Origin of the sequence: Wolbachia endosymbiont (group B) of Rhopobota naevana (assembly GCF_947250615.1) — a bacterium.
GTDB lineage: Bacteria > Pseudomonadota > Alphaproteobacteria > Rickettsiales > Anaplasmataceae > Wolbachia.
This window is the reverse complement of record NZ_OX366333.1, coordinates 1468729-1484435: the sequence shown is the minus strand read 5'-3', so window position 1 is coordinate 1484435 and position 15707 is coordinate 1468729. Positions and strand designations below refer to the sequence as shown.

Sequence of the window (15707 nt, the reverse complement as noted above, 5' to 3'; positions counted from 1 at the left end):
ACTAAAAATCTAGTTGATCTTGTTATTCCTCAGTCTTTTTAGATAGCATTGAACTTCATCATTAATCTGATTGCTAAACAGTATAAGTGCTGTCATATTGATGAGTGCTAAACAAGAGAATAAAGCCCCACCAATATTAGCAATAGCCATTATATCTTTAGACAAACCTGACAAAAATGCAACTACCACCACCGCTATACGATATATTACTACACTTTTTACACCAAACAAATACAGCCATCCCATTTCACAACAATATACAAATGAAATTACTGAGGAAAACGCAAACAAAGGCGCAGCGATGGTTAAAAGTATAGGAAACCAAGAAGAAACTGTTTCAAATGCTTTTTGGGTGATCAATATTCCCTCGCCAATGCCAGTCTGGTATGCGCCTGTTATTACTATTGTTATTCCTGTCAAACAACAAATTAACATTGTATCGAAGCATGGTTCTATCATAGCAACTAGACCAGTCCTAACCGGCTCCTCATCTTTAGCTACAGCGTGAGTAATTGCAGCAGAACCAACACCTGCTTCACTGGCAAAAATTGCCCTTTGAATCCCAGCGACAAATGCTCCTACTACTCCACCACCAACAGCATTGAAGTCTATCATACTGGAAAACAATATTTTTAATGTATTGCTAAAATTGTGAATATTGAATGCAATAATCGTGAAACAACTCAAAATATATATGAGTGACATAATAGGCACTAGTGCAGAAGATACTCTAGCTATTCTCCTGATTCCACCGATAATCACTAGAGCAAGTAATGTAGAAATTATGAAGGAAAGAACCCAAGGATGACTATCTATCCAGCTTGAATAGCCAGATAATATTGAAACCATTTGATTAGTCTGAAATGCTACACTTCCACCAAGACCTGACAATACAAAAAACACTGCATATATTGCAGCTATCACAATACCAAGCTTCTTAAATCCAAATTCCTCTAGTCCATTTCTTATATATTGAAAGGGACCACTGAATAACTGCTCCTGGCCTTCTGTTCTGTGTCTGAATGCTAAAGTTACTTCAGCAAACTTTGCAGACATACCAAAAAAGCCTGTGATCATCATCCAAGGTACCGCTCCTGGCCCTCCCATTGAAATTGCAATTGCAACACCAGCAACAGTTCCAAGGCCGACTGTACTTGAAAGTGCAGTTACAAATGCCTGAAAATGAGTAATGTGACCATCGTGATGATCTGTGTCATATTTTCCACATAAAATAGCGAACGCATGCTTAAACATCCTTATGTTGAGAAATCTAAAACGTAGTGTTAGAAATATATAACCAAAGGCCAATAAAAGAATTATAAATGGTACGTGAAAGATCTTGAAAAACAACACTTCATTCATGAAGTTGCTTACTCCATTTAATGCAGTGTCATAACTTTTATGAAAAACTGAAGCAGCGTATACATCGTTAAACGATAGGCAAAATAACATCATGCAAAGCAATCTATAAATCATGTTTAATACCTTTTGTAATAAGAATCTATTGTATTTAAGACTTCCCTTCTCAGTAGATATATTGCAACAGCATTTGGAATCATAAGGCACATAAACAGGCTATCACCTAAATAAGATATAAATTCTATATTTTTTGATATACAGCTGATATACACTGAACCCACTATAAAAAACTGAAACAATATTAGTACTTTTTTGTTACCAAATAAGTACACTAGGGCAACTTCACAGTAGTAATAGTAAGCTATTATTGTGGAAAATGCAAAGGAAAACATTATCAGCGGAAGAGCTAGCTTGCTCAATAAAGGCAAGGCTGTTGAAAATGCTGAGCTAACTAACGTAATATCACCTACGGTATTAGTGCTATGCATATCGGTGATAATTATCACAATACCAGTCAAAAATGAGACTAATATTGTGTCTACAAATGGTGCAATCATTGCAACACTTCCAACTTTAACTGGGTCTTTCTCTTTTACAATCGAATGTGCTATAGCTGCTGTTCCAGTACCTGCTTCATTAGCAAACACTGACCTTCTTACCCCTGCTATTAATCCACTCAATACTCCACCTCCTATAGCTGATTTGTTAAAGATATCTTGAAATATTATAGATAGAGCATTCAGTAGATTATTTCCGTTTACACAGATTAAATATATACACATGCCTATATATAACATTATCATGATCGGCCCTAAACCTGTTGCAACTAAAGCAATTCGCTTTATTCCTCCCAGTATTACAATTAATACAAATAGCGAGATAATAACAGATGTGTTGTATTCAAATAAGTTACTTGACAACGCTGCAATTTGATTTGCCTGAAATGGTATGCCGCCTAGAATCATTGCAACAAGCAGCATAACTGCGTAGATAAATGCAAGGAATTTGCCAGTCTTCATAAATCCAATCTTTGCAAGTCCATGTTCCATATAATAAAAAGCCCCACCAGTTGTGTTTTCAGAGCGATGAGTAAATGCAAGCACTACTTCAGCAAATTTTATTGACATGCCAAGTACTCCGGTAATTATCATCCAAAAAACTGCACTTGGCCCCCCTATTGTAATAGCTATTGCAACTCCTGATATTGTTCCAAGACCAACTGTTCCTGAAATTACCGTTGCAAATGCCTGAATGTGGGTGATTATGCCGTTATTATTATGGCTCTCTAGGTTGAATAGTGTTTGTATCCCATATTTGAACAACCTAAAGTTAATGAATTTGAATCGAATCGTACAAAAAACCCCAGTTGCAATTACCCAAATAATTATAAATGGTATGTTGAATATCTTTATATATAAAAAAGAGTTTAATAGATCAGTTGCTTTTACAATCATGCTGCTCACTACTTTTATATATCTAATGAGTTTTATATGTGTAGTATATATAAAGTCCAGTGCTTATTGGAATAGTAAGTATATACAATGCGCCTAAAATTGGTAGTGTTATCCAGGGCTTGCTTATAAACAGTATGATCAATATTCCAAAAAACGACACAAATATATAGGATAGGCTTCTAGGAACATAAATGTACTTTGCAGAGAAAGTTGGAATATGACTTATCGAAAAAAATGAAATGGCCAAAAAGTAACAAGCTGTATTCTTTACGTTAAAAAATTGCTCTATAAGAAGTAAGTATTCACTCTCATGAGATTGAAAGGTAATAATTATTGGTAACAGAGCAAGTAAAGCGCATACAGGAGCTGGAACGCCGGAAAAGAAAAATTTTTTCCAGTATAATTGTTCTGAATGTAACGAAACATTGAATCTGGCAAGTCTTATTGATATGCAGATTACATATATCATTACTAAAATCCATCCTACAACTTTAATTTCATTTAACTTCCAAAAATATAAAAGAAAAGCAGGTGCTGAACCAAAATTTAGAAAATCTGCAAAAGAATCGAGTTGTGCTCCAAAATCGCTAGTTGATTTTAAAATTCTGGCTATCCTGCCATCCATTCCATCTATTATTGCTGCAATGATAATAAAAATTGCTGAAAATTCCCATTGTTCATTAAATGTGAATTTAAGTGAAGTAAGGCCAGCACATAAACCCAGTAAAGTTATAAAATTTGGAAATAACTTGGTAATAGGTAAGGATTTACCGTTACTTTCATCGTTATTCATACAATGTCAAAGGTAAGCTTCTCTTGTTTATTTAAATCTGCTATAACTGTCTCACCACCAATAACAGTTTGGCCTTCTGAGACTCTTACCTCTATTCCAGCAGGGATATAAATATTTACTCTACTGCCAAATCTTATAATTCCAAACCTTTCACCTGCTTTTACATTCTGAGACGCTCTTAAATTACAAACAATGCGGCGTGCGATAAATCCAGCTATTTGTTCCACAATGATTTCTTTTCCCTTTTCATATTCAATCACAATAATCTGCTTTTCATTTTCATTACTGGATCTATTACTCATTGCAGAAACAAACTTGCCTTTTTTATAGTTCATTTCCTTTATCGTACCAGATATTGGTATACGATTCACATGGACATTCAAAACGCTTAGAAATATGCTGACAAGTGTAAATTTCTTTTCTTCTTCATTCTCTTCTGATAAAGAGTAACTAACTTCTTCTATCTTTGAAATCACACCATCAGCGGGGCTTAATATAAAATCCTTATTGCTTGGTACAGCTCTTGCTGGATCACGAAAAAAATAGGTACATAATAACGTTGGAAATAAGCAAGTAATTCCAGCTCCCCAAGATATAGAGAATGCTATACATGTTACGATAAAGGAAACAACTATAAATAAATAACCTTCTCTGTTTATGTTAGGTAAACCAAAGCACATAATTTATTCTCGATAATTCATTATTAACAATTTATCATTTATAATTTCTCATGAAAAGCTTTTTTTCACTTCTTCACTTTTGGAATGCTTATATAAGCATTGATGGATATTAAATCTTTAATAAAAATTAAAGATTTTTAGCTGTTGTTAATATTATTTTAATAAAAAATTAACAATAATTCTTAATAATGTATGAATTATTATGTTCGTAATTTCGTATGACAGGGGAAATAGAAAAAGATGAATCTCCTTCCTTATACTCTGCAATTCGGATGGGTGATATTGAAGCTACAGAGCTGCTAATAAAGTTTGGTGCAAATGTCAATGATAATTATGAACGTAATCGTACACCACTACATATTGCTATCGGGTATAAGCAGTTTGAAATAGCGAAATTGCTGATAAATAACGGAGCAAACGTTAACGCAAAAACTGGAAATCATGGCAAAGATGACTTAACACCAATGCACCTTGCAATTTTTGCAAACACGCCAGAGTTTATAGAATTGCTAGCTAGCAATGGTGCGTTAATTAATGAAAGGGAAAGCACTGAAGGACATACACCTTTTCACCTTGCTGCTTTATATGGGAATAAAAGTGTAATACAAGCCTTAGTTGATAAGGGACAGGATATTGAAGATATTGATAATAATGGGCGGACAGCTTTATTTTTAGCTATTAGACAATGCACTGAAGCAAAGGATGATAGCAGAGTAGAAGTTATCGAGTATTTGATAAATAAACTCAAAGCAGACATAACGAAAAAAGATAATAATAACAACACAATACTTTTTCCTTCTGCTAATAATTGTCCTGGAAAAGTAGTGGAACTCATCATTAAACAATATATAGAAAGCTTTGGTAGAGATCGGTTGAAGAATTTTATCAACCACAAAAATAAAGCTGGAATGGATGCCTTGGATATTGCACTCAATAGTGGAAATGAAGAGGCCATTGAAGTACTTAGATCATATGGAGCAGACATTGAGAAGATAGAGGGTGAAAGTCGTCTATTTCGTACAGTAAAAGAAGGTAATATAGAAAAAACGAGGCTTCTTTTAGAGCAAGGAGCAAACGTTAATATAAAAAATGGAAAGGGGCTTACTCCTTTAGATATTGAGATGCGGGAAAACGATCAAGACATGGCTCGATTCCTAAGAGAGAATAAAGCAAAAACAAGTTTAGAGATAAAAGTTCAGTTAGCGGCATTAGTTACGCTAACTATTATAACTCTTGGTTTAGCACTAGTAGTGTATTTTGTTGTGAAAGGTATTCAAGAAATTGCTGCACAAAAAACAGGCAGTACTCTCAATAATGTGGAAAGTACAAAGATAGAACCTCCTATCAAGCAAAAATAAAGCTTTTTACAGGTAGTTGATAAGTTTCTTGCTTTATTTACATTCTTTCTATAGTATGATATATTAATGTTAGAATAGGGTATGTTTGCAGGTCAAAATAATAATCAACAGCAAAATAGAAATAGAGTACAGGCTTTAATAGAAAGAGTGCAAAATGCTTACAACAACACTAATAAAATTAAAAGATTCATTAATATAGTTTTATTAGTAAGTATGATTCCTTCATTTTTTCTTCTTGTACAGCTCTCTTTGTATTTATCATTAGTAAATTATTTTTTCAAACCAAGGGAAAATGAAAAAAGATTATCAGCGTGGCCAAAAAATGTTATTAGAATAACATTAAGCATTTTTTTAATTATACACATTATTAATTCCTGTGTGCTTTTGGTACTGCCTATATTGTGCTTATGGTTGCTAAACAAATCACTCATTGAAGAAATACAGCAGTTTAACGATTTAATACAACAAATTCCAGAGGAAGAAAGGCCTATTTTCTTTCAAGATTTAGCAGCCATTCCTTTTATGGCACAAACTACTCATGACCCAAGTGCAGTTGCTAGTATAAACTTGAGTGTTGATAGACTCATAGAAAAGTATAAAGAGAATTTAAGCAAAGATGAATTCTATGTACAGCTAAATAGAGGCAACACAACCGACATTGAAGAGTACATCAAACAGTTAAGTGAGTTTACAGAAGGCGATAAATCTCATGCACTTGAGTGCTTAAGATTTATCAATAGAACAGGAGATAATTTTAAAGACAATCATAGTAAGTTAACACTAAAGCAAGCAGCTATTTTATGTTGGAAAGCCTGCAATGATAGAAATACAGGAACAGAGAATCAAAGAATTCCTTTGAGTGATGCAGGCATAAAAAATAGAAAGGATATGTTTGTAAAAGGTCTTGTAGACGCTGCAACAACTTACGGTAATCAAGGTCAAAGTTGTGCAGGTGGAACATACAATAAATTATTTGAGTCTTTATCTGGCTTACATCCATCAGTGGTTATTACACTCGATGGAGAAGAGGCTAGAGAAATGATAAAAGAAACGATCACACAAAAATTCCCTGAAATGGCCAGAGCCAATTTCACCAATTTCTCTGGAACAGAACAAGAAAGGATCCGTAGCGAGTTACCAGAGTTATCATCTGAAACAGTAAGGTATATTATGACTACGCATTCAGCTCTTGAGAGAAGGTGTCAAGAGTTCAGCAATAGATTAAACAATGATAAAAAGAATGAAATATTAGAAGAGTGTATGAGCAACTTATCCTATGTTAAATTGGAAAATCTAAGTGGAAGGAAAAGGTAAATTGTATTTGATTGTAGCCATTTATCTTGAAATATGAAGCAGAGTTTTGTATGATTATTTGAACTTAAGTTTATGTATTGAAATAACATGTAAAACCACTTCGTGTAGGTGATGTATTATATTTTATCTACATGTCAAGGATCCTTCTTTCAACTTAAAGATGTTGCTAATCAGCACATACAAATGTAATATTAATTAATATTTATAAATAAAGCAATTCCATGGAAAGTAACTACAACGCTGACGCAATAAAAATCCTAAGAGGTCTTGATGCTGTAAGAAAGCGTCCAGGTATGTACATTGGTGATACTGATGATGGATCTGGTCTGCACCATATGGTGTACGAGGTTGTTGACAATGCGATAGATGAGTCTTTAGCTGGTTATTGTAGTAAGATTGAAGTTAGCATAAATGAAGATGGCTCAGTATCTGTAACCGATAATGGTCGTGGCATTCCAACTGATATTCATGCAGAGGAAGGAATATCAGCAGCAGAAGTAATAATGACCCAATTGCATGCAGGAGGTAAATTTGACAGCAATACCTATAAGGTTTCTGGAGGATTACATGGTGTTGGAATTTCAGTTGTTAATGCGTTATCGAGTTGGCTGGAATTAACCATCTGGCGCAATAAGAAGGAATATTTCATACGCTTTGAAGATGGTGAGTCTGTTGAATCTTTAAAGGTAATTAATGAAAACACAAATAAAAGAGGAACTAGAGTAACGTTTATGCCATCAACGGGGACTTTTAGTAGTATTGATTTTAGTTACTCCACTCTTGAGAGTCGCATCAGAGAATTGGCATTTTTAAACTCAAATATTGAGATCATTTTGTGTGATCTCCGTAATAAACCACATGTAAAGTCTCATTTTAACGATAGTAAAGAGTCTGAAGATAATTTTGGTACAGCTAATTTTGTACGGTACTTAGACAAGAATAAGACACATGTTACTAAAATTGCCAGCATTAGAGATGATGTAAAAGATCTAGGTACCAGTGTAGAAATATCAATGGAGTGGAATGATTCCTACTATGAGAATATGCTATGCTTCACAAATAATATAAGACAACGGGATGGTGGTACGCATTTGGCAGGGTTTAGATCTGCACTAACCAGATGTATCAATAACTATGCAAACAATGAAGGTTTTTTGAAGAAGGCAAAAGTGAATTTGACTGGAGAAGATGTTAGAGAAGGCTTAACTTGTGTTTTATCTCTCAAGATGCCTGATCCTAAATTTTCTTCACAGACAAAAGATAAATTGGTCAGTTCTGAAGCGCGGGCAGTTGTAGAGAGCATAGTTTTTGACAAGTTGAGTACAATACTTGAAACTGACCCCAAGTTAGCAGCAAGTATAGTAGAAAGAGCGATTAGGTCAGCAAAAGGAAGAGAAGCAGCAAGAAAAGCACGAGAGTTAGTTAAAAATAAAAACAATATTAATATTGCAACTCTACCTGGAAAGCTTGCCGATTGTCAGGAAAAAGTTCCTGAGTTATCGGAATTGTTTATAGTAGAGGGTAATTCCGCAGGTGGTACTGCAAAGCAGGGACGTAATCGTAAAACACAGGCGGTACTTGCTTTAAGAGGGAAAATTCTAAACGTAGAACGTGCAGGGCTGGATCGTATTTTTTCATCTGCAGAAATTGGCTCTCTGATCACGGCAATTGGGGCTGGAATAGGGAGTGAGCACTTCGATATTGAAAAAACTAGGTATCATAAAATTATCATTATGACAGACGCAGATGTTGATGGCTCGCATATAAGAACTTTGATTCTAACTTTCTTTTTTAGACATATGCGTGAAGTAATTGAAAAAGGATATTTATACATAGCGCAGCCACCGCTCTATAAAGTTACAAAAAATGCTAAAGATACTTATATCAAAGATGATGAAACTTTTGAAGAGTATATAGTAAATTCAGCGATTAAAAGATTAACATTAAATGGTGTAGGCAAAGATTTGCGTTTCGTTTTGAATAAGTGCCTCAGTATTTCAAACATTAGCAAAAATTATGATAGGGAAATACCAAAAGATCTCTTAGAATCATTGCTAATTTTAAGCAAAAAGAATGCTCTATTGTCTGCTGATGAGATATTAAAATATTTAAAATTGATGTATAGTGAATATAATTGGGAAGTAGAAGTAAAAGATGAGGAAATTCACATTGCTAAATTGTTTCAAGGGTTAGCAGACAAATATGTATTCTCGCTTAGTATGCTTGAAAGTAAAGAAATACGGAATATATTGAGTTCTCTTGATAACATAATTGACTTATTTAATGGTGATTCATTTTTACAGTCACAAGAAACTGAAATAAAAATAAAGTCTCCAAGTGCACTCGCAAAAATAGTGATGGATTATGGTAAAAAAGGTTTAACTCTGCAGAGATTTAAAGGCCTTGGTGAAATGAATGCTGATCAGCTTTGGGAAACTACACTCAATCCAGAAACTAGAACTCTGCTAAAAGTTGAAATAAAAGATTGTGAAGAAGCAGATAGCATATTCTCGGTGCTAATGGGTGATATAGTTGAACCACGTCGTGACTTTATAAATAACAATGCACTTAACGTGCATGATGTTGATATTTGATTTTAGAAACGCTAAACCCTTATGGCTTAGCATTGTGTGCCAAACCGGCTATTTAAAACGTACTACTAACCAATCCATTTCAGAAATCTGAATTGATCTCGGTTGTATTCCCGTTTTCGATCATAAATATATAGATTTTCTGTCCTATTGTTGTTATAATTAATGCCTCGCTAAAATTGAATATTAATGAATGAATTGAGAAGGCTCACTATTACAGAGATGCATGATGGACTTAGGCGGGGGGATTTTTCTGCTGTTGAGCTTGTAGAGACGCATGTTAATGCAGTTGAAAATGAGCAACTAAATGCATTTGTAACAAAAACCCCAGAAATCGCGATAAAAGCTGCTAAAATAGCAGATGAATACTTCTTGAAACAAAAAGATAATATTTCACCACTTATGGGCATACCAGTTGGTGTTAAAGATTTATTCTGTACAAAAGGAATAAAAACAACAGCATGCTCAAAAATGCTGGAAAATTTCATCCCGACTTATGAATCTACGGTATCTAACTTGCTTTTAAAAAATGGAGCAGCCATGCTTGGTAAACTTAACATGGATGAGTTTGCTATGGGTTCTGCGAACACAAATAGCTATTTTGGTCCTGTTAAAAATGTATGGATTAGAAAAAGTGACGGAGAAAAAGTTGTTCCTGGTGGATCATCTGGTGGATCTGCAGCATCAGTTGCTGGGTTTTTATGTGCTGGAGCACTAGGAAGTGATACTGGTGGTTCTGTACGCCAACCAGCAGCTTATTGTGGAGTTGTTGGAATAAAGCCAACTTATGGAAGGTGTTCGCGTTTTGGTATGATTGCGTTTGCAAGTTCTCTCGATCAAGCAGGAGTAATTACTCGTTCCGTTTCTGATTCAGCATTAATGCTTGAAATAATTTGTGGCTATGATGAAAAAGATTCAACATCGAGCAAAAGGACAGTGCCTAAATTTTCCAGTTTTATAAATGGTGATATTAAGGGTAAGCGCATTGGTATACCAAAAGAGTATAAGATGGATGGAATTTCAGATGAAATAGTTCATAATTGGGAAAAAATTGCTTCCTATTTAAAAGAAAACGGTGCTGAAGTTGTTGACATTACTCTGCCTCATACTAAATATGCGATACCGGTTTACTATCTAATTTGTTCTGCTGAAACTTCATCTAACCTTGCTCGCTATGATGGTGTACGTTACGGATTCAGGGTTGATGCTGATACCCTTGAAGAAATGTATTCGCTAACAAGAGCAGAAGGTTTTGGTAAAGAAGTGAAAAGGAGAATTTTAATTGGTGCTTATGCGCTTTCTTCAGGTCATTACAATGAGTATTATGAAAAAGCACAGTGCATTAGGGCATTAATTAGAAATGATTTTATAAAAGCGTTTGAAAAAATAGATTACATACTTGTGCCATCTGCTCCAACAGAAGCTTTTGGCTTAAATGAAAAGCCAGACCCGCTAATTATGTGCATCAATGATGTGTTTACCGTGCCGGCAAGCTTAGCGGGGTTACCTGCTATTTCTGTTCCTGTTGGACTTTCCAATGAAGGCTTACCACTTGCTTTGCAAGTAATTGGAAATTATTACGATGAAGCTGGAATATTAAATATGGCAAGTGTGATAGAGCAAAATTGTGGCAGAATAGTTAATTCCCTTACGTAATATGTTTTCTTATAGTAACTATAGCATTATGATTATTTTGGCTATAGGAAACAAGAGCTTGATTTTTATAGCTAAATAACAGACCATCAAAGGCACACATAAATATCTACAATGAAAGAAAAAACTTTCACAATCATTGATGGTTATGGTTTTCTTTTCAGAGCTTATTACGTTTTGCATCATTTGACTACCACAGCTGGTATTCCAGTAGGTGCTGTGTACGGTTTTCTTAATATGGTTCTGAAGTATATTTCCCATTCGGACTACTTAACTATAGCACTTGATTCTGGCAAAAAAAATTTCAGGCACAGTTTATATTCTGAGTACAAAGCAAACAGAGTAACACCTCCTGAGGATCTAATTCCACAATTTACAATACTGAGAGAAGCGGTAGAAGCTTTTAACTTCAGCTATGAAGAGATTGAAGGCTATGAAGCAGATGACATAATTGCAACACTAGCTGCAAAATATGCCAACCACGAAGACTTTAAAGTAGTAGTAGTCTCATCAGATAAAGACTTATTTCAACTTTTGAATTACAACATTCTAATATTTGATCCTATCAAAAATATATACGTAGATGAAAAACAAGTGATAGAAAAATTTGGTGTAAATTCAAATAAGCTTCTTGATTTATTTTCTCTAACTGGAGATGCATCTGATAACATTTCAGGCGTTCCAGGAATAGGCCCAAAAACTGCAGCTAAATTGCTGGATAAATTTGATTCGTTGGATAACATTATAGAAAACATCAATAACATTGAGCAAACAAGAGTTCGTAATATTCTTACTGAGCATAAGGAAAAAGCACTAATTTCAAGAGAACTTTTGTCACTATGCAAAAAAGTAGATCTTCAACATGATATTGTAAAATATGAAGTCCATCCTCCAAATATGGAAAAATTGTTATCCTTTTTGAAGAAATATGAATTTAATTCATTGATAGGAAAAGTAGAAAAGCTCTTTTCTTATAGTGGATCTAGCACAAAAGAGAAAATAGAATATAGTAGTGAAGAATTAGAAAAATTTTTGGAGCATTGCAGATATGAAGGTAAAATTGCAATTCATTGCCACTTTGAAAACAATAGATTGAACAAAATCTCCTTATCTTGCAGTGAAGATAATATTTTCTACATAGATCAAAGCTGCCTACAAGATGCACTTACTATAATAAATTCAACTTTATTTTCAAATGGGGTGCTTAAAATAGTACATGATATTAGAAAGATCAGAGAAATATTTCCTACAATAGAGAGAGTGCTAGACTCAATTTATGACCTGATGATCATGTCATACAGCCTTGACACAGGTAAGCATGATCACAGCATTCCAAACATAATTGCACACAATTTAAGTAAAAATGTAGAAACTTTCTCGGCAAAAATTTTAATAGCGATCCATGAGAAACTGACACAAAGATTATTTCAGGAAAAACTTTTTACGATTTACGAGCGCTTTGATAGACCTCTCATGAAAGTAATATTTGATATGGAGCAAAATGGAATACTGCTCAATATTCAAAAACTACAGGAATTGTCTGATAAGTTTGAGCAGCTAATTGCTGTACTTGAAAACGATATACATAATTTAGCAGGAGAAAAATTCAACATTGCATCGCCAAAACAATTAAGTGATGTTTTGTTTAATAAAATGGAGCTAAGTAAAAAGAAAAAGTCAAAATCTGGGTCTTATAGCACAAACTCTGAAGTTCTAGAGGCACTTGAAGAGGAGGGGACAGAAATCGCAGGTAAAATTTTAAGTTGGCGACATTCAAGTAAATTAAAGGGTACCTATACTGACGCGTTAATAAAACAGGTTGATCCGCTTGATGGTAGAATACATACAAGCTTTTCAATCACTGTGACTGCAACTGGAAGGCTGAGCTCTAGCAATCCTAATTTACAAAATATTCCTATCAGAAGCGAAGAAGGTAGTCTTATCAGGCAAGCCTTTATTGTGCCAAAAGGTTGCAAGATAATTTCTGCTGACTATTCACAAATAGAATTAAAAATCCTGGCACACGTTGCAAATGTTACCGCATTTAAAGAAGCTTTTGCAAACAGGCAAGATATTCATGATATCACTGCAAGACAAGTTTTTGGAGTGCAAGAAATAGATGAGCAATTAAGACGCAAAGCAAAAACCATTAATTTTGGCATTATATATGGCATTAGTCCATTTGGCCTTGCAAAGCGACTTGGCATTACCTTTCAAGAGGCTGCTGAATACATTAATTACTATTTTTCTTGTTACCCAGAAATAAAGGTCTATATGGAAAAAGCAGTATCTATCGCGAGAAATCATGGTTATGTAGAGACTTTGTTTGGTAGAAGATGTTTTGTAAGAGACATCAACAATAAAATTCCTTATCTAAGACAATTTGCAGAAAGGGCAGCAATAAATGCACCACTGCAGGGAACTGCCGCTGATATAATAAAACGCGCGATGATTCGGCTTTTTGATCAGTTAAAGTCAGGTAAAATAATCCTCCAGGTTCATGATGAATTACTTGTAGAAGTGGAAGAGAGCAGAGTGCAAGAAACAGCAAAACTTATGAAAGATATAATGGAAAATGCAGTAGAAATTTCTATACCACTTGAAGTAGAAATAAAAATTAGCGACAACTGGGGCTTTTCTTAATTATACCGTAGACCCTAAGAACCTGTCTTGAAAGGACTTAAGTAGTATCTGTTCAGATGCATGGCTAATGTGTAAATATTGAAGCAAAAGTAATGTCATCCCAGTGCTTGACACTGGGATCCAAATTGCTCACAAGCAACCTAATCATAGATATTAAAAGCAACGCTTTCAATGAGACTACAAAAGGCTGGATTCCAGTGTCAAGCACTGGAATGACACCTTATTGTTGTAAATTCACTTTTACCTTATTTTGCCACACCCCTGAACGGATGCCTTGAGTGGTTAATTTCGTAATTATAATAGTAGTCATATTAAAGAGTTCTTGAAGTAAGGAGAGTACACTCATACGTCAAGCAAACAACATTTACCTAAAATTCTGTGACATTAGCAGCTTTCTTGCCCCGTTTTCAGTAAACAGTGATTTTGTAATTCTTCTATATATTAGAAAAATTTTTATTTTAATTAGCGTTAAACAATAGGCGCCTATTGGTTTTTAGCTAAAATAAAGGTCAAGTATCTGGAATTCTGAACATAAAATCCCCCTGTGTAAAAAAGATTAGAAAAAAGTGCAGCGCACATACGACAGAGATTAAGTATACGTGTATACACTGAAGAAGATACACTACATTTTTTAATTAATTTGATTGTTTAGTAGAAAAAGTCTGCAGACAAAGATAAGTTTTTGAGCTCTCAAAATATCTCTAACTGTAATTATAATCAGATTTAAAATATATGGAAGCAATTTTTTACATTCCCTTATCATTTGTTACTTTTCTATTTCTTGCTTTATTCTTTTCTTTTTTCCCTTTCAAGACAGGTTCTAAGAAATTTGAATTAATGCGAAAAATATGCTATAATTAAAGCATAGGTTAGTACGGATAGATCAGTTATGACAGGAATACCAATTTCACAATCAAAGAATCAGGAACCTTCGAAGCCACCTGTTCAGGCGGTGGAGAAAAATGAGATGGTCCTCAAGGAGGAACATAGGGTAATTTATGATGACTTTGTGAAAGTGCTACAAGATAAGGCCAAAGAGAATCAAGGAATAACTAATGCTTTCATATCAGTTTATAAGGACATACTACTTAATAATGTCAATCCGGAAAAAATAAGACCACTCAGTGAAGAGAATTTTTGTCAGTTTTTACTTTCTGTATTTAAAGAAGTTAGAGAGAAAAAATTAGCGAACAAAGAGAATGTCAAGAATGTTGAAATAAAGAAAGTAGATGATTGTGTAGCTGATATACGTGGTACAGAAGCTAAGGATTCACTAATAAAACTTGTTGGGTTACCATTGGGAATAAAAATAGACCCGAAAAATATTTCTGATTCTTGTATGAGTGGGCTAAAAGAGAAAATACCATTCTTAGGCGGTGGTAAAAAAGAGGATGATGAACCACTACTTAGTGATGAAGAGATGGTAACAAAGTTCTTACGTAAAGTTTTTCTTCCTATTCTTTTTTCCATTGCTTCAATATTAATTTTTGGTCCTACTACACTTGCGATAATTGCTGCTGTTATTGGTACAATATTTGCTGTAAAGGGAGGAATTGAAGTTCTTTTTTCAAATAATAGGCCAGGTACTTTATATGACCCTAGCTCACCAGATAAAGATGATACAGAAAAGAGAGAAAAATTGAATGAAAAAATTCGCAATGGCATTGATGATATTTTAAAAACCGAAATCAAAGAGATTACTGAACAAATTTCTCAGGGAGACGGAGAGAATAAACAGCATTTTACTTCTGAGCGAGTTTGCAGTCCACGAAAAGAAACACCTGCTACCCTTAAACAACCTACTTTAGATCAGCCAGCTAAAAGTACAGGACAGCAAACAGATTTACCAAATATGTAAGAGG

Annotated in this window: 9 protein-coding genes and 1 pseudogene; 6 read left to right on the top strand and 4 right to left on the bottom strand. The window is 34.3% G+C overall.

The window, feature by feature from the left end:
- Positions 1 to 9: 9 nt before the first annotated feature.
- The 4 genes from OOL01_RS07175 to OOL01_RS07160 are packed head-to-tail and all read right to left on the bottom strand — an operon-like array spanning position 10 to position 4286.
- Positions 10 to 1476: an alanine/glycine:cation symporter family protein gene (locus tag OOL01_RS07175; protein WP_052264702.1), complete on the bottom strand. Its 1467-nt coding sequence runs from the start codon at positions 1474 to 1476 to the stop codon at positions 10 to 12.
- Between the two features lie 2 nt (positions 1477 to 1478).
- Positions 1479 to 2813, bottom strand: a complete 1335-nt coding sequence (locus OOL01_RS07170) for an alanine/glycine:cation symporter family protein (protein WP_264686685.1) — start codon at positions 2811 to 2813, stop codon at positions 1479 to 1481.
- A 22-nt stretch (positions 2814 to 2835) separates the two neighbouring features.
- Positions 2836 to 3606, bottom strand: coding sequence for a CDP-alcohol phosphatidyltransferase family protein (locus OOL01_RS07165; RefSeq protein WP_019236894.1), 771 nt, complete (start codon positions 3604 to 3606; stop codon positions 2836 to 2838).
- The gene (locus OOL01_RS07160; RefSeq protein ID WP_264686684.1) at positions 3603 to 4286 is read right to left on the bottom strand and encodes a phosphatidylserine decarboxylase; all 684 of its coding nucleotides are present in this window, start codon (positions 4284 to 4286) and stop codon (positions 3603 to 3605) included. The genes OOL01_RS07165 and OOL01_RS07160 overlap by 4 nt, the downstream gene beginning before the upstream one ends.
- Before the next feature lie 218 nt (positions 4287 to 4504).
- Here OOL01_RS07160 and OOL01_RS07155 point away from each other — a divergent pair.
- The 6 genes and pseudogenes from OOL01_RS07155 to OOL01_RS07130 all read left to right on the top strand — a co-directional run.
- Positions 4505 to 5275 (top strand): annotated as a pseudogene (locus OOL01_RS07155) (ankyrin repeat domain-containing protein); the annotation flags it as partial.
- A gap of 450 nt (positions 5276 to 5725) precedes the next feature.
- On the top strand, positions 5726 to 6958 hold the full coding sequence (locus OOL01_RS07150) for a hypothetical protein (RefSeq protein WP_264686682.1): 1233 nt from the start codon (positions 5726 to 5728) through the stop codon (positions 6956 to 6958).
- 221 nt (positions 6959 to 7179) lie between these two features.
- The gene (gyrB, locus tag OOL01_RS07145; RefSeq protein ID WP_264686681.1) at positions 7180 to 9552 is read left to right on the top strand and encodes a DNA topoisomerase (ATP-hydrolyzing) subunit B; all 2373 of its coding nucleotides are present in this window, start codon (positions 7180 to 7182) and stop codon (positions 9550 to 9552) included.
- Between the two features lie 186 nt (positions 9553 to 9738).
- Positions 9739 to 11205, top strand: a complete 1467-nt coding sequence (gatA, locus tag OOL01_RS07140) for an Asp-tRNA(Asn)/Glu-tRNA(Gln) amidotransferase subunit GatA (protein WP_064085246.1) — start codon at positions 9739 to 9741, stop codon at positions 11203 to 11205.
- 111 nt (positions 11206 to 11316) lie between these two features.
- On the top strand, positions 11317 to 13845 hold the full coding sequence (polA, locus tag OOL01_RS07135) for a DNA polymerase I (RefSeq protein ID WP_264686680.1): 2529 nt from the start codon (positions 11317 to 11319) through the stop codon (positions 13843 to 13845).
- A gap of 967 nt (positions 13846 to 14812) precedes the next feature.
- Positions 14813 to 15703, top strand: a complete 891-nt coding sequence (locus tag OOL01_RS07130; protein WP_406718772.1) for a hypothetical protein — start codon at positions 14813 to 14815, stop codon at positions 15701 to 15703.
- Positions 15704 to 15707 lie beyond the last annotated feature (4 nt).

What these genes read in the sequence shown, in the direction of transcription:
- OOL01_RS07130 (WP_406718772.1), top strand. Translation starts at nt 14,813, where the DNA reads ATGGTCCTCAAGGAGGAACATAGGGTAATTTATGATGACTTTGTGAAA.
- gyrB (WP_264686681.1), top strand. Translation starts at nt 7,180, where the DNA reads ATGGAAAGTAACTACAACGCTGACGCAATAAAAATCCTAAGAGGTCTT.
- OOL01_RS07175 (WP_052264702.1), bottom strand. Translation starts at nt 1,476, where the DNA reads ATGATTTATAGATTGCTTTGCATGATGTTATTTTGCCTATCGTTTAAC.
- OOL01_RS07170 (WP_264686685.1), bottom strand. Translation starts at nt 2,813, where the DNA reads ATGATTGTAAAAGCAACTGATCTATTAAACTCTTTTTTATATATAAAG.
- polA (WP_264686680.1), top strand. Translation starts at nt 11,317, where the DNA reads ATGAAAGAAAAAACTTTCACAATCATTGATGGTTATGGTTTTCTTTTC.
- gatA (WP_064085246.1), top strand. Translation starts at nt 9,739, where the DNA reads ATGAATGAATTGAGAAGGCTCACTATTACAGAGATGCATGATGGACTT.
- OOL01_RS07165 (WP_019236894.1), bottom strand. Translation starts at nt 3,606, where the DNA reads ATGAATAACGATGAAAGTAACGGTAAATCCTTACCTATTACCAAGTTA.
- OOL01_RS07150 (WP_264686682.1), top strand. Translation starts at nt 5,726, where the DNA reads ATGTTTGCAGGTCAAAATAATAATCAACAGCAAAATAGAAATAGAGTA.
- OOL01_RS07160 (WP_264686684.1), bottom strand. Translation starts at nt 4,286, where the DNA reads ATGTGCTTTGGTTTACCTAACATAAACAGAGAAGGTTATTTATTTATA.